This window comes from Cryobacterium sp. TMT2-18-2, assembly GCF_004402245.1.
Taxonomy (GTDB): Bacteria; Actinomycetota; Actinomycetes; order Actinomycetales; family Microbacteriaceae; genus Cryobacterium; species Cryobacterium sandaracinum.
Window position 1 is genome coordinate 1 of sequence record NZ_SOFU01000012.1, and the last position, 25,865, is coordinate 25,865.

The following is a 25,865-nucleotide window of genomic DNA, read 5'->3' on the forward strand; positions in this document are numbered from 1 at the left end:
ACCCTCACGGGTGGCCATTGTGCGTTAACCACCACCCCGCCCCACCCACCCGGCGGGGCACACCATCCGGTAGCGGTCGTGGCCAACTCAGGAAATCCAACCAGGCCGCGCCGGGACACGGGTCCTGGTGCGAGGGTGCACACCTGCACCAACGACAGAGGGCCACCCCGCGAGGGGGCCTGCCGTCGTCAAGCGCGGGTGAGTGGACCCGTTCCGGGAGCAGTCATGCGGGCTGCGGGCCCGGCGGCTGCTAGTTGGTGGGGAGGAGGTTGTCGGAGGGGACGGGCTCGCCGTTGAGGATGTCGAGGGTCCAGCTGACCTGGTCATGGACGACGACGTTGAGGGAGGCGTTCCTGATCGTGTCGACGGGCTTCTCGAGCGCCCGCATCAGCGTCAGTCGGATCAGCGTCCCGTGGCTGACGACGATGATGCGAGCACCCGGGTGGTCGCGGGCGAGCAGTTGCAGGGCCTCGACCCCGCGGTCGGCGACGCTGGCCTCGGTTTCGGCGCCGTGGAAGCCGCCGATTCCGGTGGGACCGCCGGGGACGCGGAGCGCGTCCAGCTCGGGGCCTGCGCCCAGTCCCTCGGCGGGACCGTAGTTGCGTTCCACGATCCCAGGGATGCGACCGGTGACGGTCAGGCCGAGGCCCTCGGCGATGAGATCGGCCGTCTCGGCTGCGCGGCTGAGCGGTGAGGAGACAACGAAGTCCCACTCCTCTGCGGCCAGGTGGCCGACGGCATCCGCTGCCTGGCCACGCCCGGTGTCATTGAGCGGGATGTCGGAGTGACCCTGGATACGCAAAGCGGCATTCCAGTCGGTCTGGCCGTGGCGGATCAGGGCGAAGGTAGTTGTGGCACTCACCGTTCTATTCTGCCTCGGGCCGAGGTCGTGAGATGAATCGGGTCTCGACCGGGTCGAATCTCGGGCGGCTCGACTTGTGGAACAGAGCGCGGTGGCTCAGGTGACCGGGGACGACGCGAAAAGCACGTGCTTGCTCGCCACCAGGTCTGCTGCGTCGTAGATGCGGGCGAGGTCGAGGCCCGCAGCCCGGGCGCCGCGCTCTTCGGGCTCGCTCTGCGGGGCCATCCGCCCGAGCATCACGCCGCCGAGGGCGCGCACGGCGCAGGCCGCGATGACGCCTTCCGGGGTACCGCCGATACCCATCGAGAGGTCGACCGTGGCATCCGTCGATGCGGCGGCGATGGCCGTGGAGACGTCACCCTCGGCCGTGCGGAGCACGCGCGCTCCGGCGCACTCGAGTTCGCGGATGAGTTCGCCGTGGCGCGGTTTGTCGAGCACAGCGACGGTGAGCGCGGTCTCGGGGATGCCGCTGGCGAGCGAGAACGCACGGAGGTTGCGGGTGGCGGAGGCGTGCAGGTCGAGCACGCCATGGCCGGCTGGGCCGGAGATGAGTTTCTCCATGTAGAAGACACCGGCGGGATCGAACATCGTGCCTCGGGGGGAGATGGCGATCACGCACACCGCCCCGGGCAGGTTCCGGGCGGCGAGGGTCGTGCCGTCGAGCGGATCGACTGCGATGTCGCAGTCCGGTCCGTTCCCCGTGCCGAGTTGCTCCCCGTTGGCAAGCATGGGGGCCTGGTCCTTCTCTCCCTCGCCGATCACGACGGTTCCGCGAAAAGGTGCGACCAGGAGAACGGCACGCATGGCGGCGACGGCCGCCTGGTCGGCGGCGAACTTGTCCCCGCGACCCACCCAAGGGCGGGTGGCGCGTGCCGCCGCCTCGGTCGACGCGCGCACGGCGGCGACCAGCCCGGCCGGCCAGCCCTCGGCTCCGATCACGGTGGATTCGGCGGGAGCGAACGGGCGGTGCTGCGGCATCGGTTACCTCTTGCTTGGGACGGCGGTCTCGTGACCGGCAGCTGAAAGCCTACTCGCGTGCCCGGGGCGGGCACTCGTGCGGGCGCCAGCGTGGGCGACTCAGCGGGCGGGTACCGGTGCGAGGGCTAAGCGAGCAGCTCACGGATGTCGGCGGCCGTCAGGGCGGTCCCGCGCGCGGCGCCATCCGTCATCACGCTCTCGAAGAGGCGGGCCTTCGTGGCCTTGAGGGCCATCACCTTTTCCTCGATCGTGTCCCGGGAGACCAGGCGGTAGACGAAGACGTTTTTCGTCTGGCCGATCCGGTGCATGCGATCCACGGCCTGCGCCTCGGTGGCCGGGTTCCACCACGGGTCGAGCAGGATGGCGTAGTCGGCCTCGGTCAGGTTCAGGCCGAACCCGCCGGCCTTGAGGCTGATCAGGAAGACCGAATTGTCGCCGGTCTTGAAGCTCTCGATTACCTGCGCCCGGTTGCGGGTCTTGCCGTCGAGGTAGGAATAGCTGATGCCCGCGTCGTCGAGGCGTGCGCGGGCCTTGCCCAGGTACTTTGTGAACTGGCTGAAGATGAGGGTGCGGTGCCCGCCGGCGGCGACGTCCTCCAGCAGTTCGAGGAGCACGTCGAGCTTGGTCGACGGGATGCCGTCGTACTTCGTATCGTAGAGGCTGGCATCGAGGCTGAGTTGGCGCAGCATGGTGAGCGAGCGGAAGATCTCGAACCGGTTGGAGTTCATGTCGTCGATCAGGCCGAGCACCTTCTGCCGTTCCCGCTGCAGGTGGGTGTCGTAGACCGCGCGGTGCTTCGGGTGCAGCGTCAGCTCAAGCACCTGCTCCTGCTTGGTGGGCAGGTCGCCGGCCACCTGCTCCTTCGTGCGGCGCAGCATGAACGGGCGGATGCGGCGGCGCAGCTGGTCGAGCCGGTCGCCGTCGGCATCCTTCTCGATCGGTTTCTGGTAGTAGTCGCCGAAGCGGCCGGGGCTGGGGAACAGTCCCGGTGCCGTGATCGAGAGCAGCGACCAGAACTCCATCAGGTTGTTCTCCAGCGGCGTGCCCGTGATCGCGAGCTTGAACGGGGTGGCCAGGCGGCGGGCGCACTGGTGGGCGCGGGACTTGCGGTTCTTGACGAACTGGGCTTCGTCGAGCAGTAGCCCGGACCAGGCCAGGGCCTCGTAGTCGCCGAAGTCCAGCCGGAAAAGCGTGTACGAGGTGACGACGACGTCCGCGCCGCCGTGCAGCGAGGCCAGGGTGCTGCTGCGCTTGCCGGAGGTCTCGGTGATCGCGGCCACCCGCAGGCCGGGCGCGAACCGGGCGCACTCGGCCGCCCAGTTGGAGACCACGCTGGTGGGTGCCACGACCAGGAACGGCGCGCTCTGCCCCGGCTGCTCCCGCACGCGTTCCATCAGGGCGATGGCCTGCAGGGTCTTGCCGAGGCCCATGTCGTCGGCGAGGATGCCGCCCAGTTGATGGTCGTAGAGAAAGCTCAACCACTCGAAACCGGCCTGCTGGTAGCCGCGCAGGGTGGCGTCGACCCCGGCCGGCAGAGGCTGTTCCGGAATCTGGGCGACGTCGGTGAGCCCGGACACGGTGTCGCGCCACGCGGTCGCCTGGCCGGCGACGACCCCGAGGGACTGCAGCTCCTCCCAGAGGTCGGCCTGGAACGGGCTGATCCCCAGGGACCCGGCGCCGACGTCCTGCAGCCCTCGGGCCTCCTCGATCAGCCGGCGGAGCGTGTACAGTTCGGGGCGGTCGAGGTTGAACCAGGTGCCGCTGGGCAGGATCATCAGCTGCTGACCGACCGCCAAGGCCCGGAACAGGCTGTCGAACGGGATCTCCTCGCCGTCGATGCTGACGGCTACCTGCAGGTCGAACCAGTCCCGGTCATCCGGGCGTTCGATGGTGCCCACGGTGATCACCGGCGCCTCGTCGGCCTGGCGGTAGTCGGGGGCATCGCCGGCGATCAGCACGGTGACGTGGTCTGCGGCCGCCAGGGTCGGCACCACGGAGTCGAGGAAGCCGAGCATGGCGGTGCCGGCGAGGGTGGCGCGCTCGATGAGTACCGGCAGGCCGCTCTGCTGCCCTACCAGGGCCGGCACGGAGGTGAGGAGCGCCTGCACGTCCTGAAGGATCCGCCCCTCCCGGGTGCCGTCGCGAAACCTGCCATCGTCCGGCACCGGGCGGAGTGGCTGGTGGTATTCCGGGTAGTGCCACGCCCAGTGCAGGGTGATGCGGGCATCCATCTGGTGCGTGACGGTCAGGGCCAGCACGGGCTGCGGGGTCTCGGGCAGGGCGAACGACTCGTCCCGGCTGGTCATGGTGACCCGGTGTCGAAGGAACGGGTAGAACTCGGCCAGGAAGTCGGCCTCGTCCGCGCCGGGCACCGCGATGGTGTCGGAGGCCGCCATGGCCCGCAGCTCCCGGCTGATCTCGCCTGACAGCGGGGCGAGGGTGATCTGCGGGGAGTCACTGCCAGACCGGCCCGCCCAGGTGTAGACGCCGTGGGCGGGGTTGCCGATGAACCCGAATGTGCCGCGCGCCTGCGGCTCGTCGCCCAGCAGCAGGAGGGGACGCAGGGTGAGGCCGTCGGACACACGACGGATGTCCAGCTCGAGGCACGCAGGAACGGGCGAGACGAGCACGGGATCCTGCTGCGCCGTGGCGGAGACCAGGCGGAGCCCGGCGTTCGCCGCGTCGTCGAGCAGATCCCAGAGCGCTCGGTCGGGGAAAGCGTCGACCGGAATCCACTGGGTGGAGGTGGCGTAGTACGGGCGCGCCGCGAACTGCAGCGCGTAGAGCGCCGAGAGCACCCGCAGCTGGCCACGATCGAGCGACCCGTCGGTGGTCAGGTTCTCCCAGGTGACGCTGCCCCGGATCCACTTGCCCTGCTTGCCCATCATCACGGGCCGCGCCGCCAGCCGGCGCAGCCCCGGCTGACTGGCGAAACGCCCGTGCTCGGGAGCGAGAAGCTGGAACTGGAGGGCGAGGCGGGTGTCTGCGGACGGCGCGGCATCCGGTCGCGCCAGAGGAGCCAGCGCACTTCGCCACGCTTGCCGTGCGGAGAACTCGGCGGTGCCGACGGCCGAGCCGGGCTCGCGGCCCAGGGTGGTGGCGGGGGCACCCGGCATTCCGCCGAGGCTGCGGCCCACGGCGCCGCCCTGGCTCTCGATCAGCAGCGCGGCGACATGCTTGCAGTTGCGCTTCATCGGGCAGGTGCAGACGCCGGATGCCCGCACCGCGGCGCCGGTGGAATCAAGGGTGAACGAGACGGTTACCGAATACGGCGTCGGGTGAGAACCGCGCACCATGCCGAAGAGCTGGGTGTTCGAGCCGAACCAGGTCTCGGCCTCAACGTGGCCGTTGCGGGCGTAGCGTTCGCCGCGTGAGAACGCCTGGCTGCCCACAAGGAGCGCGATGTCGTGGGAGCTGAACGTGTGGGCCATGGCGGGAACCATTCTTCCACGGTCCGGCACTGCCGTGCCCGGCCGTGGCAGGCCCGGCCGGGCGCATCAGGGGGCTACTCGACGTGCCCGTGTTCCTTCGAGGACCCCTTCGTCAACGTCTTTCCCTGGAAGAAGGCCGGGTTGACGCTGCGCTGGATCAGCATCAGCACGATGCCGCCGATGAACAGCACCATCGCGAGGATGAAAACGAGCCCGACCCCACCGATGTTCGATCCGCTGCCGTAGTCGGGGTTCATGCTGTCGTAGAGCGTGGTTGCGAAGATGACCAGCAGGATGACCCCGCCGATCAGCGGCGCCAGGAATTTGAGCAGGATGGCACGGGGCCCGCTCAGCGAGTCGCGGAAGTACCAGACGCAGGCAAACGCGGTGACCCCGTAGTAGAAGCAGATCATCATGCCCAGGGTCAGGATCGTGTCGGTGAGCACATCGGTGCTGAGTACGCGCATGATCGCGTAGAAGCCCCAGGCCACGATTCCTGCCATCACGGTGGCGAAGGCCGGGGATTTGTAGCGCGGGCTGATTGAGGCGAACCGCTTCGGGAACGCTTTGTAGTGGCCCATCGAGAGCATGGTGCGTGCCGGCCCGACGAAGGTCGACTGCAGCGACGCGGCCGAGCTGGACAACACGGCCAGCGACATCAGGATGGCGAAGGGACCCATCACCGGTCCGGCGAGGGCGGCGAACACATTTCCCTGGATCTCCTCATTGCCGAGCCCGAATTCGCCGGCGCCGATGCCGGAGAACATCAGGGCGGCGACCGCCACGAGGATGTAGAGCGCGAAGATGATGCCCACGGTCAACGTCGCCGCACGCCCGGGGGTTGTCTTCGGGTTCTTGGTCTCCTCGTTCATGGTCAGGGTGACGTCCCAGCCCCAGAAGATGAAGATCGAGAGCGAGACCCCGGCCGCGAAGGCCGAGAACGACGGGGCGAGGAACGGGTTGAACCAGTCGGCGCTGAACGCAAGGGCATCGAAGGCGGTGCCTTCTGCGACCTGCAGCAGGGCGGCGACGCTGAACCAGACCAGCACGATCAGCTGGAAGGCCACGAGCACGTACTGCACGGCCTTCGTCGTCTCCATGCCGCGGTACGAGACATAACAGGCCGCCACCATGAACACCAGACAGGTGAGCACGTTGATCACAACATTGTTGGTCAGGTCGGCGAGGCTCGGGTTGCCGAGAAGCTGGGCGAGCATCAGATAGAAGAAGTCGACGGCGACCCCGGCGAGGTTGGAGAGCACGACCACCGTAGCGACGATCAGACCCCAGCCGCCCATCCAGCCGAGCCACGGCCCGAAGGCGCGGGTGGCCCACGTGAAGGAGGTGCCGGCATCCGGCATGGCGTTGTTGAGCTCGCGGTAGCCGAGCGCCACCAGCAGCATGGGGATGAACCCGACCAGGAAGATGCCCGGCATCTGGGTGCCGACGGCCGCGACCGTCGGGCCGAGGGAGGCCGTCAGGGTGTACGCCGGTGCGATGCACGAGATGCCGATGACCGTGGCGCCGAGAAGCCCGATGGAGCCGGCGCTGAGACCCTTCTCGGAAAGGCCGCCGGTGAGGGTGGAGGTGCCGGGCGTGGAGCCCGAGGAGGGAGATTGGCTAGTCAATGGACTGTCCTTAGGGTCAGTGCGGCTTACGGGCGTCAGTGCCGGTGGGAACCACGATGAGGGGAACGGGGAGCGCGTGCAGCATGCGGTGCGCGGTGATGCCGAGAAAAATCGTGGTGGGCTGAGCCAGCCGACTGGAGCCGACGAAGGCGATTTCGGACGGCTGCCAGTCGAGGGCCTCGACCGCGGCCTCCACGGTGTGCCCGGACGCGACCTCGGTGGTGATGGTGCCGCGCGCCTTCGACCGACTCTGGAAGTACTCCAGGACGCCGTCGAGGTGGGCCTGGCTCTCGCTCTCGTCGACCGGGTGCCGACGACCGGCGTCGACCTCCACGAGCGTGACGAAACGCAGGTCGACCGTGAGGTCCTCCGAGAAGGCCACCAGTGAGTCGAGCAGCGTCTTCCAGCCCGGCCGGGTACCGATGGCGCAGGTGATCCGGGTCAGCTGCGCGGGAGCCTTGTAGCCGCGGGGCGCGAGGGCGACGGGCGCCGGCGAGGCGTGCAGGAGCGCGTTGGCCACGCTGCCGATCGTGAATCGGTTCATCAGGCCGCGGCGTGAGGCCCCGACGACGATGCGGTCCGAGTCGAACGCGCGAGCGGCCTGGAGCAAGCCTTCCGTGGTGGAGTCGGCGTAGAGGAGATGCGTGGTGGCGACCACGTCATCGGGAACCAGGGCCTTGCCCTGTTCCAGCCACTCGAGGGCCTGCTCCTCGAGCAGAGCCTGGTAGTCGGGGGAAGTGGACGCACCGACCCGGGCCGGGACGGTGGATGAATGATGTGGCAGCACGAGGCACAGACGCAGCTCGGAGCGGGTCAGGCGCGCCAGCGCGACACCCAGCTCGACGGTGTCATTGCCCCGTTCGGTCGCTTCGTATGCGACGACGTAGTTGGCTACTCGGGTCACGCTGGTTTCTCCCTCGGTTCGCGACGGGTGTCGCACTCAGTGGTCATGGTGGTGTGGATTATGGGCGGGCGGGCGGGCTGGTCATGTTCATGGTCATGCCCGGCGTGCTCGCCCGGCGCACACCCGGAGCGACCAGCTCTGCCACTCGACCAGGTTGCCGTCGAGCGTGAAGCTCGGGCCGTCGGGCTGCCCGATGTCGAGCGGGGCGCTCCGGGGCGGCTCGACCAGCTCGATCGAGGTGAACTCAGTGGCGGAGAGCGGGTCGAGCGGATGGAAAGTCATCGAGGGGCCTCTGTTCTCGTAGGCGGTGGTCGAGCCTGGCGGTGCTCGAGCCTGTCGAGACCCGTGTTTATTCCAGCGCGCTCATCACGTGCTTGATCCGGGTGTAGTCCTCGACACCGTACATCGACAGGTCTTTGCCGTATCCGGACTGCTTGAAACCGCCGTGTGGCATCTCGGCGGTCAGCAGGAGGTGGGTGTTGATCCACACCGCGCCGAAGTCTAGGTCGCGGGAGACCCGCATGGCCGTGGCGTGGTCGAGGGTCCACACGCTGGAGGCGAGTGCGTAGTTGACATCGTTCGCGAGCGTGACCGCGTGCTCCTCCGACGTGAAGGGCTGCACCGTGATCACCGGGCCGAACGTTTCCTCCTGCACGATCGCATCCGTTTGGCGCACCTGCGTGACGACCGTGGGCTCGAAAAAAAAGCCCTCGGTGCCGACCTGGTGTCCGCCGGTGGCAATGACAGCGTGGTCGGGCAGGGCCGCGACCTTGCGCGCGACGTCGCCGAAGTGGTTGACGTTGTTGAGCGGCCCGAAGTAGTTGTCGGCGTCGTCGGCCGACCCGGTAGTGCGGCTGCGCGCCTCGGCGACGAGTGCGTCGACGAACTCGTCATGGATGGACTCGTGCACGAGCACTCGCGTGATGGCCGTGCAGTCCTGCCCGGCGTTATAGAAGGAGAAGTCGGCGATGGCGGCGGCGGTCTTGCTGACGTCGACGCCGGCGAAGACCAGGGCCGGCGCCTTGCCGCCGAGCTCGAGATGTGCCCGCTTGAGCGTCTTCGCGGCGCCGGCGGCGACGGCCATACCGGCCCGCACGCTGCCGGTGATCGAGACCAGGCCGGGCACCGGATGCTCGACGATCGCGGCCCCGGTGCCGCCGTTGCCGAGCACGATGTTCATCACGCCGTCGGGGAGGATGCCTTGGCTGATCCGGGCGAGTTCGAGGGTCGACTCCGGGGTGGTGTCGCTGGGCTTCAGCACGAGGGTGTTGCCGGCCGCCAGCGCGGGGCCGATCTTCCAGATGGCCATCAGGAAGGGGAAGTTCCACGGGGTGACCTGCCCGATCACGCCGATCGGTTCGCGGCGTACCCAGGAGGTCATGCCGGGTAGATATTCACCGGCGGACTTGCCCTCGAGCAGTCGGGCGGCACCGGCGAAGAAGCGCAGCTGATCGGCGCCGGCCGCGACCTCGTCGACGGCGATCGTGGCGCGGGGCTGGCCCGTATTGCGGTGCTGGGCCTCCACGATGGCGTCACTCTCGGCGTCGATCGCGTCGGCGAGGCGTAGCAGCGCGCGCTGCCGCTCGGCGGGAGTGGTGCGGCCCCAGGTGCGGAAGGCGGTCTTTGCGGCGGTCATCGCGTCGTCGACGTCGGCCGCGGTGGAGACCGGGGCCCGGGCGACCCGGCGTCCCGTTGTGGGATCGACGATGTCGAGCAGCTCGGTGCCGGCGGGAGTGACGAAGCGGCCGTTGATGAAGTTATTAAGGGTGGGCGTGGCCACGGGCCTGATCCTCTGCGCTGAGTGTAGAAACGGGTCTTTTGTTCGGTAAGTATGGCATCCGACGGAGGAATTCGGATACCCCGGACCAGAACTGGGTCGTGTTGATACCGCCGCCGCAGCACCACCGAGTTGTCCCCGGACCGCTGGCGCGTTTTCTCAATGTCCCGTAAACTTGAGTCCAACAGGCTCAGCTTTTTATCGACCTGCGGCGAGAGCGGCGGGCCCGAGAGAGGATCTTCCGATGCAAGCAGGTCAGCAACCTCCCCAGGAAGAAGCGAAGACGGCGCTGGAGCAGTACGGCGTCAACCTCACCGAGATCGCCCAGAGCGGCAAGCTTGACCCGGTGATCGGGCGGGACGCGGAGATTCGGCGGGTCAGTCAGGTGCTCACCCGCCGCACCAAGAACAACCCGGTGCTGATCGGTGAACCGGGAGTGGGCAAGACCGCCGTTGTGGAGGGGCTGGCCCAGCGCATCGTGGCCGGCGATGTGGCCGACTCCCTCAAGGGCAAGCAGCTGGTCTCCCTCGACCTGGCGGCCCTGGTGGCGGGGGCCAAGTACCGCGGCGAGTTCGAGGAGCGGCTCAAGGCCGTGCTCAAGGAGATAAACGACGCGCAGGGGCAGATCATTACCTTCGTCGACGAGCTGCACACCCTGATGGGTGCCGGCGGCGGCGAAGGGTCCGTGGCGGCCTCCAACATGCTCAAGCCCATGCTCGCCCGCGGCGAGCTGCGCCTGATCGGTGCGACCACGCTCAACGAGTACCGCGAATTCATCGAGAAGGATGCCGCCCTCGAGCGCCGGTTCCAACCGGTGCTGGTCGACGAGCCCAGTGTGGAAGACACCGTGGCCATCCTGCGCGGGCTCAAGGAGCGCTACGAGGCCCACCATAAGGTGTCGATCGCGGACTCGGCGCTGGTGGCCGCGGCATCCCTCTCCAACCGGTACATCACTGCCCGCCAGCTGCCGGACAAGGCCATCGACCTGATCGACGAGGCGGCCAGCCGACTGCGGATGGAGATCGACTCCGCTCCCGTGGAAATCGACGAGCTGCGTCGCAGAGTGCAGAGGCTGGAGTTGGAAGAGCTCGCGCTGAAAAAGGAGAAGGACGACGCCTCTAAGGCTCGCCTGGGGAAATTGCGTGCTGACCTTGCCGAATACACGGTGGCCCTTGCTGAACTGCAGGACCGCTGGGACAAGGAGCGTTCCTCGCTCAACCGCATCGGCGATCTGAGGAAGCGCCTGGTGAGCACCCGCAGCCAGGCCGAGGTGGCCGAGCGCGAAGGCAACCTGGAGAAAGCGTCCAGGCTGCTCTACGGCGAGATTCCGGTGATCGATCGGGAACTCGCCGAGGCGGAGCAGACCGAGCAGGATGGGCCGCGGATGGTCGGTGACCAGGTCACCGCGGAGGACATCGCCGCCGTGGTCGCGATGTGGACCGGCATTCCGGTAGGGCGGCTGCTGCAGGGCGAGACGGAGAAGCTGCTGAACCTCGAGGGTGAGCTCGGGCACCGCCTGGTCGGGCAGAGGCAGGCCGTGCGCGCGGTCGCCGACGCCGTGCGCCGCAGCCGGGCCGGCATCTCCGACCCGGACCGGCCGACCGGTTCGTTCCTCTTCCTCGGGCCGACCGGCGTGGGCAAGACGGAGCTGGCGAAGGCGCTCGCCGAGTTCCTCTTCGACGACGAAAAGGCGATGGTGCGCATCGACATGAGCGAGTACGGGGAAAAGTTCTCTGTGTCCCGTCTGGTCGGGGCTCCTCCCGGCTATATCGGCTACGAGCAGGGCGGGCAGCTGACCGAGGCCGTGCGCCGCCGCCCGTATTCGGTGATTTTGTTCGACGAGGTGGAGAAGGCGCATCCGGAGGTCTTCGACGTCTTGCTGCAGGTGCTCGACGACGGCCGGCTCACGGATGGCCAGGGCCGCACCGTGGACTTCCGCAACACGATCCTGGTGCTGACCTCGAACCTCGGGTCGGCGTTCCTGATCGACCCGCTGCTCAGCCGGGACGAGAAGGAGGCGGCCGTGCAGGCACTCGTGCGCAAGACGTTCAAGCCCGAGTTCGTCAACCGTCTCGACGACATCGTCGTGTTCGAATCATTGTCGATGGAGGACCTCGGCCAGATCGTGGGGCTGCTTGTCGACCGGCTGGAGAAGCGGCTGATCGAGCGCCGGCTCGAGCTGGGCGTGACCCCGGATGCCCGCACGTGGCTGGCGGAACGCGGCTACGACCCGATCTACGGTGCGCGCCCGCTGAGGCGGCTGATGCAGACCGAGATCGACGACAGGTTGGCGACCGCGATCCTGTCGGGCGCCGTGCGGGACGGCGAGACGGTGCGGGTGGATCTGGCGCCGGACGGGGAATCGCTCAGCGTCGCATCCGCCCCGTTGCTGGTCGTGGACCCGGCCGACCTCGACGACGACGCGCTGCTGTAGCTCTGTCCGTCGCCGGATTTCGCGTCCAGCGGAATTCGGCGGGAATACGCCGGAACGGGCCCCCTGCCCCGGTGACGGTCAGTGGGCTGGCATAGGGTCGAAGCATGCGTGCAACAGTGATTTACGGGGAACGGGACGTCCGCCTCGAAGAAGTATCCGATCCGATTCTCTCCACCGGCGGTGACGCCATCGTGCGCGTCGTCGCAGCCTGCGTCTGCGGCTCAGATCTCTGGCCCTACCGCGGCGTCCAGCCCACCGAGGAGCCGAAACGAATCGGCCACGAGTTCGTCGGCATCGTCGAGGAAATCGGCGCCGACGTCAGCCGGGTCAAGGTCGGCGACTTCGTCATCGCGCCGTTCTATGACTGCGATAACACCTGCATCAACTGCCAGAACGGCACCAGCACCTCCTGCCTGAACGGTGGCTGGTGGGGCTCGGACGACCAGCTCGGCGGATTCGCCGACGGCGCCCAGGGCGAGAAGGTGCGCGTGCCGCACGCCGACGGGTCGCTCGTTGCGACGCCGACCCTGCCCACCGATGCCCAGGTTCCCGGCCTCCTGACCCTCGCCGACGTCATGGGCACCGGCCACCACGCCGCGGTCTCCGCCGGTGTGACCGCGGGCAGCACGGTCGTCGTCGTCGGCGACGGCGCGGTCGGCCTCTGCGCCATCATCGCGGCCAAGCGGCTCGGGGCCTCCCGCATCGTGGCCATGTCGCGTCACCCCGAACGGCAGCTCGTGGCCCGCGAGTTCGGCGCGACCGAGATCGTCGAGGAGCGCGGCGAGGCCGGCGTGGCCCGCATCCGTGAGCTGTTCGACGGCATCGGCGCGGACTGCGTGCTCGAGTGCGTCGGCACCAAGGAGTCGATGGAGCAGGCCATCGCGTCGGCCCGTCCCGGCGGAATGGTCGGCTACGTGGGCGTGCCCACCGGCGGACCGATCGAGGTTCGCCCGCTGTTCGGGCGGAACGTGGGCCTGAACGGCGGCGTCGCGTCCGTGCGCGGCTACGTCGAAGAGTTGCTGCCGGAAGTGCTCTCGGGCGCTATCAACCCCGGCCGCGTGTTCGACCTGCAGCTGCCGCTGGCCGAGGTCGCCGAGGCCTACGCCGCCATGGACGAGCGCCGCGCCATCAAGGTGATGCTACTCCCGTAGGTACGGAGATCGCAGGTGTCGGGAGGGGGATCTCGACGGGCAGGATCACCGCGGCCGGCTTCGGCGCTTCCAGCAGTAGTCGACGGGCCGTGAGGCCGATGACGGCACTGTAGGTGGGGTAGGCGAAGCGCACCCGGGCCAGAGTGGCGACGTCGACGCCGGCGGCCATCGCCGTCGTCACGGATTGGATCACTTCGACCGCGTTCTCCCCGGTGGCATGGGCGCCGAGGATCAGCTCCCGCCGCCGGTCGGCGATCAGCTTGAGGAAGCCGGGTTCCCGCCCGTCGATCACAGCGCGGTCGAGCTCGGCGTAGGGAACTGTCGCGACGACGCAGTGCGGGTCGCGAGCCCGGGCCTCCTCCTCGGTGAACCCCACGCCCGCGTAGTCGGGGTCGGTGAAACCGCCGGCCGGGAGCAGGTGGTGCGGCGTTCTGCGATTGGCGCCCAGCACCGCGTTCTCGGCCGCGGCCTCGCCCTCAAATTGGGCTGCCTGTACGAGCATGTCCCGACCGTTCGCGTCGCCGACCGCAAAAATATGGGGCACGACACTCCGGAAGTACTGGTCCACCGGGATGGCGGAACGTTCGATGGTGATGCCGGCCCGGTCGAGCCCGAGGTCGTCGACATCCGCCGGCCAACCGGTGGACATGATGACGGCGTCGAAGCCGGAAGACTGTTCCGTTCCGTTTTCGCGCCAGGACAGGGTGAGGGTTCCGTTGGCGTCCTGCTCGATCGCCGTCACCGCTTCAATGCCCGTGTGCACGGCCACGCCCTGCTCGCGGAACGCCCCGGAGACCGTGGCGGAGATGTCGGAATCCGACGCCATCAGGATGCGCGGTGCCACATCGAGCACGGTCACGTCGGAGCCGAAGGAGCTGAACACCGTGACCAACTGGGCGCCGGTGTTTCCGGCGCCGATCACGGCCACCCGTCGGGGCAGCGACGGCAGCGTCAGAATGTCTTCCGGGACCGTCGCCAAGTGCGCCCCCGGCACGGCGAGTCGCCGAGAATGCCCGCCGACGCAGACCAGGAACGTGGCGGCGGTGAGGATGCGGCCGCTGTCCAGAACCACGGAGTGTGGGTCGGTGAAGCGCGCCCGACCTTCCAGCATCAGCTCAACGCCGGCGGCCGCGAACCTCTCGGCCTCGCTCTTGATCGAGCGCACCTTGTTCACTCGCGACTGCACCCGATCTCCCATGGTGGCCCAGTCGATGCGCGGGTCGTTGACTACGATTCCGTAGGTATCTGCCGCGCGCACCTCGCGCATCAGGCGCGCTGCCTTGGCGAGCACCCTCGTCGGCACGCACCCCGTGTTCACGCATGTCCCGCCGAGCTGGTCGGCCTCCGCCACGGCGACCCGGGCTCCCAGTTCGGCGGCACGGAGCGCAGCGGCCGTTCCCGCCGGCCCCGCGCCGATGACGACGACGTCGAAGTGATTAGGGATGTTTTCGGTCATCGTGGTCTCCACCGGTGTTCACTGCTGGAAGCACCCGGGCGCGTTGCCGGGAAAAATAGTCGGATAACGTTTTTACCTGACGGGGCTGTGGAGTTACTGTGTCGGGTCGGACTCGTGCTGCTGGTCGTTGACTAGTCGTTGACCAGGAGGAGCTCGACGAGGGGCTTGCGGGTGCGCGGGGCGGACTCGCGTTCGAGTAGCTCGGGGGAGAGCAGGGAGACGTCGCCGAGCACGCCGAGGGCAGTGATGGAGACGGTGGCCTGGTCCTCGGCGAGGCCGAAGGCCAGGGCGAGGGCGGTGCCGTCGAAACCGCCGAGCTGATGGGTGTGCAGTCCCTCGTGCTGGGCCTGGATCGTCAGATGGGCAACGGCCTGACCCAGGTCGTAGCGGGCCCACGGGTTCTCGCGGGTCGCGTCGATCGGCAGGGTGGCGACGTTGACGATCAGCACGGAGGCGGCATCCGCCCACGCCTTGTTGAAGCCCATCAGCGACTCATGGATCTTCGCGAAGCTGTCCGAGCCGCGGCGGGCGACGATGAAGCGGGCAGGCTGCATATTGCTGGCCGAGGGAGCCCAACGGGCGGCCTCGAGCACGGTGGTCAGAGTGGCTTCGTCGACGAGGGCCGTCGGGTCGAAGCCGCGGGGGCTCCAGCGCCCGGCGAGCACGGGTAGGAGGGGCGACGTCGTGTGGGCGGCGCGGCTGAGGGTGTCGGTGATGAGGTTCATGATCCCGTCTTTCGCTGGAGTCTGGCTGGGATGGCGGGGCAACACTGACCCATCCACTCCAACGCGGGCGGCGGCACACTATTCCGCTGCATCCTCGCCACCACGTCTCGCGAGTGCGGGTGAATCGTCGGTATGACGCGTACATAGCGACGATTCGCGCGCACGGGCGAACTGGAGGTCGGCTGCTCGAGCAGCAGGGCGACCGTCCGGGCGCTACTCCTTGATCAAGCCGGCTCGCACCTCGCGGCGCAGCACCTTGCCGATCAGCGACCGGGGCAGCTCGTCGACCTCCACGATGGTGCGGGGCACCTTGTAGGCGGAGAGCCGGGTGCGGCAATACGTGCGGATGGCGTCGACGTCCAGGGTGGCCCCCGCCGCCAACACGACCGCGGCGGCGACGTCTTCGCCGCCGTTTGCGCTCGGCAGCCCGACGACGGCGGCGTCGGCGACATCCGGATGCGACAAGAGAGCGGCCTCGACCTCGGAGGGCGCCACATTGAAGCCGCCGGTGATGATGAGTTCTTTGATACGGTCGACGACCGTCACGAAGCCGTCGGAGGAGACGCGGACGATGTCGCCGGTGCGAAGCCAGCCTCCGTCGAGAAGCGTCTTGGCGGTCTCGGTCGGCTGGTCCCAGTAGCCGGAGAAGACCTGGGGGCCACGGATGAGTAGCTCACCTTCCTCTTCGATACCGCGGTTCACGGTCGGGTCGTCCGGGTCCACCACGCGGATCTCGGTACTCGGGAACGGCACGCCCACCGTGCCGGGGCGCCGGCTCGGGCCCATCGGGTTGCCGACGGCGATCGGCGAGGCCTCGGTCATGCCGTAGCCCTCGACCAACAGCCCGCCGGTGGCGGCCTCCCAGCGTTCCACGATCGACACCGGCAGGCTCATCGCGCCCGAGATGGCGTAACGGATGCTGCGCAGGCTTACATTCTTCGCCGCCGCCGCCTTCACGAGCCGGTCGTAGATCGGCGGCACGGCCGGCATGAATGTGGGTGGGGTGCGTCGGGCCGCATCGAGCAGCAGTCCCTCGTCGAACTTGGGGAACAGCACGAGCCGGGCGCCGGTGGCCATCGCGAACGTCAGGCAGAGGGTCAGGCCGTAGGCGTGGAACATGGGCAGGACCGCGTAGAAGACCTCCTCGCCGGGCCGCAGCCCCTGCACCCAGGCCTCGCCCTGCAGGGCGTTCGAGCGCAGGTTGAAGTGGCTGAGGATCGCACCCTTCGGGGTGCCGGTGGTGCCGCTGGTGTATTGGAGCGCGGCGGTGTCGGTGACCTTCGGGCGCGGGTGGCCGGGGCGCAGCTTGCGTGAGCCGACGATGCCGGACCAGGTGAAGGCATCCTTGCCCAGCGGGCCCGAGGTCAGGGCGTCTCGCGACTCGCGGGCTTTGGCGACCGGCAGCTTGAGCAGGAGCCGTTTGGCGAGCGGCATCGCCTCCGTCAGGTTCACCGCGATCACGGTGCGCAGGCCCAAATCGGCGGGGAAATCGGTGACGGTTTGGTAGATCTTGTCCCAGACGATGGCGACGCGGGCGCCGTGGTCTTCGAACTGGTGCCGGAGTTCGCGTTCGGTGTAGAGCGGGTTGTGCTCGACGACGATCGCGCCCAGGCGCAGCACGGCGTAGAAGGCCACCACGTGCTGGGGGCAGTTCGGCAGCACAAGGGCCACCCGGTCGCCGGGTTTGACCCCGAGGCGCAGGAGGCCGTTTGCGGCCCGAGAGATCTGCTCGCCGAGCTCGGCGTAGGTGGTGGTGGCGCCGAAGAAGTCGAGGGCCACGCTGGAGCCGAACCGGCGCGCCGAGGTCTCGATCATGTCGCAGAGCGTGTCGGTCGGTTCCTGGATGGTACTCGGAACGCCGGGGGCGTAGGAGCCGAGCCAGGGTTTATTCTCGAAGACGTTCATCGGGCGGCCAGCTCTCTGATCAGGGCCGCGACGAATGCGTCGATGTCGGCCTCCTCGGTGTCGAAGCCGCACATCCAGCGCACCTCGTTGGTCGCGGGGTCCCAATCGTAGAACCGGAAGTGTCCGCGCAGGCGATCGGCCGCCCCGGGGGGCAGGATCGCGAAGATCGCGTTGGCCTGGGTGTTCTGGGTGAACGACAAGCCCTCGATCTCGCCGGCGGCGATACCGGTCTCAAGGGCGTGGCGCATCCGTGTGGCCATGGCGTTGGCGTGGCCGGCGTTTCGCTGCCAGAGGTCGCCGCCGAGCAGCGCGATCAGCTGGGCCGAGATGAAGCGCATCTTCGAGGCCAGCTGCATGTTCAGTTTGCGCAGGTAGAGCAGTCCCGCGGATGCCTCAGGGTTCAGGACCACGACGCACTCGCCGTACATCATGCCGTTCTTGGTGCCGCCGAAGCTGAGCACGTCGACGCCGGCGTCACGGGTGAAGGTGCGGAATGGCAGGCCCAGCGAGGTGGCGGCGTTGGACAGGCGGGCGCCGTCCATGTGCAGCTTCATGCCGTGGGCGTGTGCGTGGTCGGCGATGGCCCGCACCTCGTCGACCGTGTACGCGGTGCCGAGCTCGGTGGTCTGGGTGATCGACACCACGAGCGGCTGGGCGCGGTGTTCGTCGCCCCAGCCCCAGGCCTGCTGGTCGATCAGTGCGGGGGTGAGTTTGCCATCGGGGGTGTCGACGGTGAGGAGCTTGATGCCGGCCACCTTTTCGGGGGCGCCCGCCTCATCCGTGTTGATATGAGCGGTGGATGCACAGATCACGGCGCCCCAGCGCGGCAGCATCGACTGCAGGCCGATCACATTGGCGCCGGTGCCGTTGAAGACCGGGAAGGCCTCGACGCCCGCGCCGAAGTGTTCGGTGAAGACCTGCTGCAGCCGGGCGGTATAGACGTCTTCGCCGTAGGCGATCTGGTGCGCGCCGTTGGCGGCGACGATCGCCTCGAGAATCTCGGGGTGCACCCCGGAGTAGTTGTCGGAGGCGAACCCGCGCGAAGAAAGGTCATGGAGTTGAGTCACCCCTCCATCTTCGCGCATCCGTCTGCTCCGCTTCTGTGCGCTCGGTGTGCGAATTCGACGGAGATTTTGCGTTGTAACGGCGATTTCGGGTCGAAACCGGCCCGTGGGAGCAAAATCACCGTCGAATTGGTTCGGGGCAGGGTTCAGGTTCGGGGCCGGGATCGGGCTGGCGGGGCGGCAGGTCAGCCACGCAGGGCCTGGCGCAACGTGACGCGGGCGCCCATCCGCAGCAGGGAGTTCGAGTAGATGCGGGAGCCCAGCAGGATCACCACGGCCGTCGAGGCGAGCAGGATGGCCAGCGAGAGAAGCGGCTCCCACCAGGCGGCCGTGCCGAGGAAGATGCGCATCGGCATGCCGACCGGGGCCGAGAACGGGATGTAGGACATGACGGCGAGCACGGTGGGGTTGTCGTTGAAGAAGATCACCAGAAAATAGGGAATCATCACGAGGAACAGCACGGGCGAGGTGGCCGAGCCCACGTCTTCCTGGCGGGAGACCATCGACGCGGTCGCGGCGAACAGCGCCGCAAGCATGACGAAGCCGAACGCGAAGAACACGGCGAACCAGACGATCGACGGCCCCACGGTGCCCAGCAACCCGAACTGGCCGGTCGTGGCCATGCCGATCGCGACCAGCAGGCCGATCGCCACGATCTGCCCGAAGGCCATGATGCTGTTGCCCACCACCTTGCCGCCGAGCAGGGCGCGCACCGGGATGGTGGTCATCAGGATCTCGACGACCCGGGTCTGCTTCTCCTCGACGACGCTCTGCGCGATGGTCGAGCCGAACGTGATCGCCGACATGAAGAAGACCAGCCCGAAGCCCAGGGAGACGAGGTAGACCAGGCCACCGCTCTGCCGCGAAGTCGGCTCGAGCAGGCTCACCGCGGGGGTGACGCTCAGGGCCGCGAGCACACCCACCGGCGGGGAGTCGAGGGCGATGACGCGCACGCCGAGCAGGGCATCCGCCCTTGTGGACGGAACGACCGCCGCGGAGACGGTGCCGTTCCGCACCAGGGACTCGGCAGCGCCGACGTCGTCGGCCTTCACCATCGTGAACGACTCGGTCTGCTCGACGACCTGAGCGGCGGAACCCACGACGGCCACCTTCGGCATGGTCAGGTTCTGACTCGCAATGCTGCCGGCGACGACGGAACCGATCGAGATGAGCAACAGGATGCCGGTCGAGATCAGGAAGGCCTTGCTGCGCAGCCGGGCCATGATCTCGCGGGTCGCGACAAGCCACACACTCCGGGCGAAGCTCGGCGCCGGATACCGGGGGCGAACCTGCGGGCGTTCGATGTGTGGCGTGCCGGCGCGGTCGTTCCCGATGGTGCTCACTGCACGATTTCCTTGAAGATGGTGGCGAGGCTGGGCCGCTGCTGGCTGAACTGTGTCACCGGGGCCCGGGTGAGGGCCTGGCGCAGAACGGCCTGGCTGGCGGCATCCGTTTCGGCCTCGAACACGGCGACACCCTCGGAGAGGTCGAGCACGGAGATGCCGGGCACGGCGTGGATCCACTCCGCGTCGGCGGCGGTGCGTAGTTCGAACCGGGGGCTGCTGTGCTGCTCGCGCAGCCGCTCTCGGGGGCCGTTGGCCCGGATCTCACCGTCGGCGATGATGACGACGTCGTCGCAGAGGCGCTCGACGATGTCGAGCTGGTGCGAGGAGAACAGCACCGGCGCGCCCTGGGCGGCGAAGTCGGAGAGCACGCTCATGACCACTTCCACCGCGAGCGGGTCAAGGCCGGAGAACGGTTCGTCGAGCACGAGGAACTCCGGGTCGTGCACGAGCGCGGCCGCGATCTGGGCGCGCTGCTGGTTACCGAGCGAGAGAGACTGCACCAGGTCACCGGCCCGCTCGCCGAGGCCGAGCCGGCCGAGCAACTCGGCGGTGTTGCGGCGGGCGGATGACGGGCTCAACCCGTGCAGGCGGGCCAGGTAGACGAGATGCTCGCCCACCTTCATCTTCGGGTAGAGTCCGCGCTCCTCCGGCATGTAGCCGACGCGGCGGCGGTCGTCGCTGGTCAGCGGAACGCCGTCTTGCAGCACGGTGCCGGAGTCGGCCGACAGCACCCCCAGGATGATCCGCATGGTGGTCGTCTTGCCGGCGCCGTTCGCGCCGACGAAGCCGGTCAGGCGTCCGCTCTCGACGACGAAACTCACGTCGGTCAGCACCTGCCGGGTGCCATAACGCTTGTTTATGGTCCTGATGTCGAGCATGCCCACCCCTCCGTAGCCTGGTTCCACGCTAGCGCGCCGCGGGATGCCGCCGTCGGGTTCAGGGGGCTAAAAGCACGCGAGAAGAGTTGACGGATGCCGCCGACGCGTCCCACAGACCGACCACCGCGCTCGCAAGTTCGGTTTCCAGCCCAGCGAGGGCACGCACGACAAAAATGACCGCCGCGGCATCCGTGCCTGCCTTCGCAAAGCCCTGGCCGACCGCGCGGGTCCAGGTTTCGGCGGCGGCCTTCGCGGCGGCGTAGTTCGCGCCGCCCGGGGCCGGCTTGTCGACCGACACCGACGACACGATCGCCAGACGCCCGGCCGAAGACGCCAGCAGGTCGTCGTTGAACGCGCGGGTGGTGTTGCGCAGTGTGGCGACGACGTGCGCGTGCAGGAAATCCCAGTCCCCGTCGGACTGGCCGGCCAGTCCACCGCCGCCGCGCCAGCCGCCGACCAGGTGGATCAGGCCGTCGATCGGACCGTGCTCGCCGTGCACGGCGTCGGCCAGGGCCGTGACCTGGGCGAAGTCGCCGAGGTCGCAGACGTAGGTTGCGGCACCGGGAACCTCGGCGCGGAAGCCGTGCAGGCGCTCGGCGTTGGTGCCGACCGCGATCACGTGCGCGCCGGCATCCGTCAGCGCGGTGGCCACGGCGCGGCCGGCCGCGCTGGTCGCACCGGCGATGAGAACGGTGCGACCAGCGACGGTCCTGCCTGCGGTATCAGTCACGCCCGGTGAGCCCGGCCGTCGACTCGATCACGGGCTTCATCTTCTTGTCGAGCGCCTCGAAGAACATCGACAGCGGGAACTCGTCGTCCAGGACGAGGTCGGTGTAGCCCTTCGGTGCGCCGGCAAGTACGTCCAGCGGCAGGCCGCGAGCCCACTGCGACGCCGGGTTCGGCGTGAGCGTCTCCGCGATCATGTCGTAGGCGGCCAGCCAGTGGGCCTTCTTCGGCCGGTCGATCGACGCCCAGTAGAGGTCGTCGATTCGCTTGCCCAGCGCGATGACCACGTCGGGCACGGCTTCCCAGTCGAAGGTGAGCCGGGTGTCGGTCCAGTGCAGCACGTGGTGCTGGTGCATCCATGCGAAGAGCAGCTGCCCGCCCAGCCCGTCGTAGTTGCGCACCCGGGTACCGCTGATCGAGAATCGGAAGATCCGGTCGAAGATCACGGCGTACTGCACGAGTTTCGCGTGCCGGCGTGCTTCCGGGCTGGCGTTCTCGTCGCGTTCGATCGTGACCGATTCGCGGAACGCGGTCAGGTCGCAGCGCAGTTCCTCCAGGGAGTAAAGGAAGAACGGCATCCGCTGCTTGATCATGAACGGGTCGAACGGAAGGTCGCCGCGCATGTGCGTGCGGTCGTGGATGAGGTCCCACATGACGAAGGTTTCCTCGGTCAGGTGCTGGTCGTCGAGCAGCGCCGCCGCATCGGCGGGCAGTTCGAGACGGGTGATCTCGGCGGCCGCGCGCACGACCCGGCGGAACCGGGCAGCTTCGCGGTCGGCGAAGATCGCACCCCAGGTGAAGGTGGGGATCTGGCGCATGGCGACGGTCTCGGGGAACAAAACGGCCGAGTTGGTGTCGTAGCCGGGCGTGAAATCGAGGAAGCGGATCGGCACGAACAGCTTGTTCGTGTACTCCTGCTCGAGCTCGTCGATGAATTCCGGCCAGATCACCTCGATCAGCACGGCCTCGACGAAGCGGTTCGCGCTGCCGTTCTGCGTGTACATCGGGAACACGACCAGGTGACGGATGCCGTCGGCCCGCTGCTGCTGCGGCTGGAACGCCACCAGGGAGTCGAAGAAGTCCGGCACGCCGAAGCCCTCGGTGCTCCAGCGGGTGAAGTCCCGGTTGACGGCCGCGAGGTAGGCGGCGTCGTGCGGGAACAGCGGGGCGAGCTCATCGATAGCGGCGGCGATCACGTCGACGTGCGCCGCGGCATCCGCGTGGACGGCGGCGACGGGGATGGAGCCGTCCTGCGCTTGGCTGGCCTGCAGCGCGGTGGCCGCGGACTTGAGCCGGAGCCAGGCCGGGCTTGTGGCCGGGTCGGCGGCGGCGACGGCGTCCTCGAGAACCTCGGGCTCACCGACCAGTGCAGCGTGTGCAACGTAATTCGACATGGGAACCTCCGTTCTTCGTGAGTGCCGCGGTCGCGGCGGGGTCGTACGTGGTGGTGCTGGGTGGTGCCGGTGGTGCCATTCGGCGCCACGATCCAGAGTAGCGGGAGGGTGCGGGCGTTTTCTTGCCATATCTCGCAACGAATCGCCGTGTTCCGGCCCTCCGGTCGTCGAAACCCCCCGTTCCCGTTGAGAGTAAGCGTTGTTCCGGTCACTCTCCGAGAATCGCCCATTGTGCCGCGTGCCCCCTTCCGCCGGTGATTGTGAGCACATACGGCGCTTTCGGTCTCAGCGGCGCGAGAGGGCGGTGCGCGAGCGCCAGCTGGCGCGACCACCGGATGGCTCGACCGCGGGGGGTGGCCTGCGCTATCGTCGAGGCGACCATGCAGCAACCATGCAGCGAGGAGCGCCGCCGATGAGCTTTGACGAGGTGATCTCGGCGGTCGTGCGGGTCGTCGAGGCGGCCGGTGCAGCCATCATGGTGCTCGGCGGAGCGGCCGCGATGATCGCTGCGGTGCCGACCGCGCTGCGGGCCGACACCCGGCAGCGGGCCTATGAGAAGTTGCGCCGCAATCTGGGCCGGGCCATCCTGCTCGGGCTCGAAGTACTGATCATCGCGGATATCATCCGAACGATTCTGGTGGATCCGACCCCGCAGAGCGTGCTGGTGCTCGGCGCGATCGTGGTCATCCGGGTGCTGCTCAGCTTCTCGCTTGAGGTGGAGATGGACGGCATCTGGCCCTGGTCCCGCTGGCGCCTCGCCACGAACAGGGGCGGTACGCCGAACCTCGAGTAGCGCTCGAAACGACACGTTCGAGGGCGGGCCGCCGCGCACCTCTCAAACCTGACGGTTCACCGAACGGCGTCAGACGCTTCGGGGGCGTCGGCAGTCGACTGGGCCGGCGGCGAGACGGCCCGCAACCGCCAAAGCGAGGTCACTTCCTTCGACCGCGCGGCGTGCAGGGGATCGGATGCGTCGGCGGCGCGGCCGTGCACGGGTTTGGCGTCCAGGCGGGCGACGACCTCGAGGCCCGCGTCCTCGATCAGGTCGAGGAGTTCGCCGCGGGAGCGCAACCCGAGGTGCTCGGCGATGTCGGAGAGCACGAGCCAGCCCTCCCCGGTCGCCTCGAGGTGGTCGGCCAGCCCGGCCAGGAAGCCCCGCAGCATCCGGCTGTCGGGGTCGTAGACGGCGAAGTCGGTGGCGGTGACGGCGGACGCGGGAATCCACGGCGGGTTGCAGACCACGAGGTCGGCGCGGCCGCCGGGGAACAGGTCGGCCTTGATGATCTCGACCGCACCGGCCAGCCCGAGCCGCCCGATGTTCGCGCGCGCGCAGGCCAGCGCCCGTGGCTCCTGGTCGGTGCCGACCACGTGACGGATGCCGCGCCGCGCCAGCACCGCAGCGAGCACCCCGGTGCCCGTGCCGATGTCGAACGCGGTGGCGGCCCCGGCGATCGAGCCGGCCTCAGCCGCAGAACCTCCGGCCCACGCTGCCGGCAGCGGGGCCGTGTTCACCAGGTCGAGGTATTCGCCGCGCACGGGCGAGAACACCCCGTAGTGCGGGTGGATGCGGGCGCCGAGCGCGGGCACGTCGACGCCGGTCGTGCGCCACTCGTGCGCCCCGATGACGCCGAGGAGCTCGCGCAGGGCGGTGACCGAGGCATCCGTCGCCGGGCCGTAGGTCTCGGTGCAGGCGCGCCGCACGTCGGGCGCGCGGCGGAGCGGAACGGTGTAGTCGGCGTCGAGCGGCACGAGCACCAGACCGAGCAGCCGGGAGCGGCGCAGCGCCTCGGAGCGGTAGTGCCGGAAAGCGGCGGCCAGGTCGGTGGCGGGCGCGTGCCGGGCGTGGTCGATGCGGCGGGCGAGGGCGCTGAGCAACTGGCGGGCGCCCAGGAAGTCTCCGCGCCAGAGCATGCCGGTGCCGGCCTTCGCGTGCCGGTAGGCGGCATCCGCGGTCATTGTGTCGTCGGCGATGACGACGCGTTCCGGCGGCGCCCAACCGCTCTCCGAGTGCCAGAGGGCCGACCGGGTCCGCCCGGCCTCCGCCCAGGTGATGCGGGCGGGCGCGGTCGCCGTGTTCGTGCTGGTCATGGGTACCATCCTTGCGCGGGTGGGGTGGGGTGGGGTGGGCGCGCCGGGGCCGGCGGGAGAGCGTGGGGTGCCGCCCGATCAGCGCAACGCGGGCATGACCTCGCGTTCGAAGAGTTCCAGACCCGAGCGGTCGTAGGCGGCCTCCGGGAAGTAGTGGATGGCGTAGCCGAGGCCGCGTGCCTTCATGCCGTTCAGGCGCTCGACGACCTGTTCCGGCGTGCCGACGCCCTGCGCCTCGCCGCTGCGATACTCGGCCATGAATGCCGCCGCGCCCTCCGATCCGAGGTAGGGGGTGACCCGGGCCTCGATGGCGTCGAGACGGTCGGCGACCTCGGCCTCCGTCGCCGCGATCACGGTGTTGTAGTTCGCCGAGCGGGTGATCGCGCCGAAATCGGTGCCTTCCGCCATGCAGTGCGCCTCGAGCAGCTCGCTCTTGTGCGAGAAACCCTCGGGGGAGCCGTCGAAGTTCGTGTAGTTCGCGTACTTCGCCGCGATCTTGAGGGTGACCTTCTCGCCGCCGCCGGCGATCCAGACCGGGATGCCTCCGTCCTGCAGCGGTAGCGGCCGCACGATGGCGCCGTCCACCTGGTAGTGCTGCCCGTCAAGGGTGGCCTTTCCGGTGGCCCAGGCCTGGCGCATGATCTGCACGCCCTCGTCGAGGCGTGCGAGGCGCTCGCCGGCACGCGGGAAGCCATAGCCGTAAGCACGCCATTCGTGCTCGTACCAGCCGGCGCCGATGCCCATTTCGACGCGTCCGCCGGAGATGATGTCGATGGTCGAGGCGACCTTCGCGAGGTAGGCCGGGTTGCGGTAGCTGATGCAGGTGCACATCTGGCCGAGGCGCACCCGCGTCGTGGTGGCGGCGAACGCGCTCATCAGCGTCCAGGCTTCGTGGGTGGCCTCCTCGCTCGGCACCGGCACGGTGTGGAAGTGGTCGTACACCCAGATCGACTCCCACTCGCCGGCGTCGGCGTGCGCGGCGAGGCCGCTCATGGTCGCCCACTGTTCGACGGGATCGATGTCGACCAGGTCGTGACGCCAGCCTTGAGGTATGAAGAGTCCGAATCGCATGGTTTCGAGCCTACGCGGGGGCAGCGGATGCTGCGTCCTGCGCCCTG

20 protein-coding genes are annotated in these 25,865 nt (G+C 68.7%); 3 read left to right on the plus strand and 17 right to left on the minus strand.

Translation table 11 applies throughout. The features are described 5' to 3' along the window. Positions 1-250: 250 nt before the first annotated feature. The 7 genes from E3O22_RS03710 to E3O22_RS03740 form a co-directional block, all read right to left on the minus strand. Complete coding sequence (locus E3O22_RS03710; protein ID WP_134393697.1) at positions 251-862, minus strand: histidine phosphatase family protein; 612 nt, start codon at positions 860-862, stop codon at positions 251-253. A gap of 96 nt (positions 863-958) precedes the next feature. Next, entirely contained in the window at positions 959-1,840 is an 882-nt protein-coding gene (locus E3O22_RS03715) for a fructose-bisphosphatase class II family protein (protein ID WP_134393696.1), read from the minus strand. Positions 1,841-1,965: 125 nt separating this feature from the next. Beyond that, on the minus strand, positions 1,966-5,271 hold the full coding sequence (locus E3O22_RS03720; RefSeq protein WP_166784542.1) for a DEAD/DEAH box helicase: 3,306 nt from the start codon (positions 5,269-5,271) through the stop codon (positions 1,966-1,968). A 74-nt stretch (positions 5,272-5,345) separates the two neighbouring features. Then, positions 5,346-6,899: an APC family permease gene (locus tag E3O22_RS03725; RefSeq protein ID WP_166784543.1), complete on the minus strand. Its 1,554-nt coding sequence runs from the start codon at positions 6,897-6,899 to the stop codon at positions 5,346-5,348. Between the two features lie 16 nt (positions 6,900-6,915). Further along, the gene (locus E3O22_RS03730; RefSeq protein ID WP_134393694.1) at positions 6,916-7,803 is read right to left on the minus strand and encodes a universal stress protein; all 888 of its coding nucleotides are present in this window, start codon (positions 7,801-7,803) and stop codon (positions 6,916-6,918) included. Between the two features lie 93 nt (positions 7,804-7,896). Next, on the minus strand, positions 7,897-8,085 hold the full coding sequence (locus E3O22_RS03735; protein WP_134393693.1) for a hypothetical protein: 189 nt from the start codon (positions 8,083-8,085) through the stop codon (positions 7,897-7,899). 67 nt (positions 8,086-8,152) lie between these two features. Beyond that, positions 8,153-9,583: an aminobutyraldehyde dehydrogenase gene (locus tag E3O22_RS03740; RefSeq protein WP_134393692.1), complete on the minus strand. Its 1,431-nt coding sequence runs from the start codon at positions 9,581-9,583 to the stop codon at positions 8,153-8,155. Positions 9,584-9,824: 241 nt separating this feature from the next. Here E3O22_RS03740 and E3O22_RS03745 point away from each other — a divergent pair, with 241 nt between their 5' ends. Then, positions 9,825-12,014 (plus strand): ATP-dependent Clp protease ATP-binding subunit, encoded by a 2,190-nt coding sequence (locus E3O22_RS03745; protein ID WP_134393691.1) that lies wholly within the window; start codon positions 9,825-9,827, stop codon positions 12,012-12,014. Positions 12,015-12,118: 104 nt separating this feature from the next. Further along, positions 12,119-13,165 carry a zinc-dependent alcohol dehydrogenase family protein gene (locus E3O22_RS03750; RefSeq protein WP_134393690.1) on the plus strand — a complete coding sequence of 349 codons (1,047 nt, stop codon included), beginning with the start codon at positions 12,119-12,121 and terminating at the stop codon, positions 13,163-13,165. Here E3O22_RS03750 and E3O22_RS03755 read toward each other — a convergent pair. From E3O22_RS03755 to E3O22_RS03790, 8 genes are all read right to left on the minus strand, one after another. Next, a complete protein-coding gene (locus tag E3O22_RS03755; RefSeq protein ID WP_134393689.1) occupies positions 13,143-14,621 on the minus strand; it encodes an NAD(P)/FAD-dependent oxidoreductase in 1,479 nt (492 codons plus the stop codon). The two genes, E3O22_RS03750 and E3O22_RS03755, sit on opposite strands and share 23 nt — an antisense overlap. 131 nt (positions 14,622-14,752) lie before the next feature. Continuing rightward, complete coding sequence (locus tag E3O22_RS03760; RefSeq protein ID WP_134393688.1) at positions 14,753-15,346, minus strand: nitroreductase family protein; 594 nt, start codon at positions 15,344-15,346, stop codon at positions 14,753-14,755. A 213-nt stretch (positions 15,347-15,559) separates the two neighbouring features. Then, positions 15,560-17,251 (minus strand): long-chain-fatty-acid--CoA ligase, encoded by a 1,692-nt coding sequence (locus E3O22_RS03765; protein WP_134393687.1) that lies wholly within the window; start codon positions 17,249-17,251, stop codon positions 15,560-15,562. After that, positions 17,248-18,318, minus strand: coding sequence for a low specificity L-threonine aldolase (locus E3O22_RS03770; RefSeq protein ID WP_241976500.1), 1,071 nt, complete (start codon positions 18,316-18,318; stop codon positions 17,248-17,250). Before E3O22_RS03770 ends, E3O22_RS03765 begins: the two co-directional genes overlap by 4 nt. Positions 18,319-18,500: 182 nt before the next feature. Then, positions 18,501-19,658 (minus strand): ABC transporter permease, encoded by a 1,158-nt coding sequence (locus E3O22_RS03775; protein ID WP_370448390.1) that lies wholly within the window; start codon positions 19,656-19,658, stop codon positions 18,501-18,503. Next, a complete protein-coding gene (locus E3O22_RS03780) occupies positions 19,655-20,539 on the minus strand; it encodes an ABC transporter ATP-binding protein (protein WP_134393685.1) in 885 nt (294 codons plus the stop codon). Before E3O22_RS03780 ends, E3O22_RS03775 begins: the two co-directional genes overlap by 4 nt. 58 nt (positions 20,540-20,597) lie before the next feature. After that, a complete protein-coding gene (locus E3O22_RS03785; protein ID WP_134393684.1) occupies positions 20,598-21,269 on the minus strand; it encodes an SDR family oxidoreductase in 672 nt (223 codons plus the stop codon). After that, positions 21,262-22,659, minus strand: coding sequence for a DUF6421 family protein (locus E3O22_RS03790; protein ID WP_134393683.1), 1,398 nt, complete (start codon positions 22,657-22,659; stop codon positions 21,262-21,264). Before E3O22_RS03790 ends, E3O22_RS03785 begins: the two co-directional genes overlap by 8 nt. Before the next feature lie 412 nt (positions 22,660-23,071). On the opposite strand from E3O22_RS03790, the gene E3O22_RS03795 reads away from it, so the two are divergent. Next, positions 23,072-23,452 carry a DUF1622 domain-containing protein gene (locus tag E3O22_RS03795; RefSeq protein WP_134393682.1) on the plus strand — a complete coding sequence of 127 codons (381 nt, stop codon included), beginning with the start codon at positions 23,072-23,074 and terminating at the stop codon, positions 23,450-23,452. Between the two features lie 56 nt (positions 23,453-23,508). Here E3O22_RS03795 and E3O22_RS03800 read toward each other — a convergent pair whose 3' ends face one another. Together E3O22_RS03800 and E3O22_RS03805 are read right to left on the minus strand one after the other, a co-directional pair. Continuing rightward, a complete protein-coding gene (locus E3O22_RS03800; RefSeq protein WP_134393681.1) occupies positions 23,509-24,747 on the minus strand; it encodes a class I SAM-dependent methyltransferase in 1,239 nt (412 codons plus the stop codon). Positions 24,748-24,825: 78 nt separating this feature from the next. Continuing rightward, on the minus strand, positions 24,826-25,818 hold the full coding sequence (locus E3O22_RS03805; protein WP_104170709.1) for an LLM class F420-dependent oxidoreductase: 993 nt from the start codon (positions 25,816-25,818) through the stop codon (positions 24,826-24,828). Between the last annotated feature and the right edge of the window lie 47 nt (positions 25,819-25,865).

Coding starts and splice junctions, on each gene's coding strand:
- E3O22_RS03715 (WP_134393696.1), bottom strand. CDS start 1,840: ATGCCGCAGCACCGCCCGTTCGCTCCCGCCGAATCCACCGTGATCGGA.
- E3O22_RS03720 (WP_166784542.1), bottom strand. CDS start 5,271: ATGGCCCACACGTTCAGCTCCCACGACATCGCGCTCCTTGTGGGCAGC.
- E3O22_RS03735 (WP_134393693.1), bottom strand. CDS start 8,085: ATGACTTTCCATCCGCTCGACCCGCTCTCCGCCACTGAGTTCACCTCG.
- E3O22_RS03745 (WP_134393691.1), top strand. CDS start 9,825: ATGCAAGCAGGTCAGCAACCTCCCCAGGAAGAAGCGAAGACGGCGCTG.
- E3O22_RS03750 (WP_134393690.1), top strand. CDS start 12,119: ATGCGTGCAACAGTGATTTACGGGGAACGGGACGTCCGCCTCGAAGAA.
- E3O22_RS03755 (WP_134393689.1), bottom strand. CDS start 14,621: ATGACCGAAAACATCCCTAATCACTTCGACGTCGTCGTCATCGGCGCG.
- E3O22_RS03760 (WP_134393688.1), bottom strand. CDS start 15,346: ATGAACCTCATCACCGACACCCTCAGCCGCGCCGCCCACACGACGTCG.
- E3O22_RS03765 (WP_134393687.1), bottom strand. CDS start 17,251: ATGAACGTCTTCGAGAATAAACCCTGGCTCGGCTCCTACGCCCCCGGC.
- E3O22_RS03780 (WP_134393685.1), bottom strand. CDS start 20,539: ATGCTCGACATCAGGACCATAAACAAGCGTTATGGCACCCGGCAGGTG.
- E3O22_RS03790 (WP_134393683.1), bottom strand. CDS start 22,659: ATGTCGAATTACGTTGCACACGCTGCACTGGTCGGTGAGCCCGAGGTT.
- E3O22_RS03795 (WP_134393682.1), top strand. CDS start 23,072: ATGAGCTTTGACGAGGTGATCTCGGCGGTCGTGCGGGTCGTCGAGGCG.
- E3O22_RS03800 (WP_134393681.1), bottom strand. CDS start 24,747: ATGACCAGCACGAACACGGCGACCGCGCCCGCCCGCATCACCTGGGCG.
- E3O22_RS03805 (WP_104170709.1), bottom strand. CDS start 25,818: ATGCGATTCGGACTCTTCATACCTCAAGGCTGGCGTCACGACCTGGTC.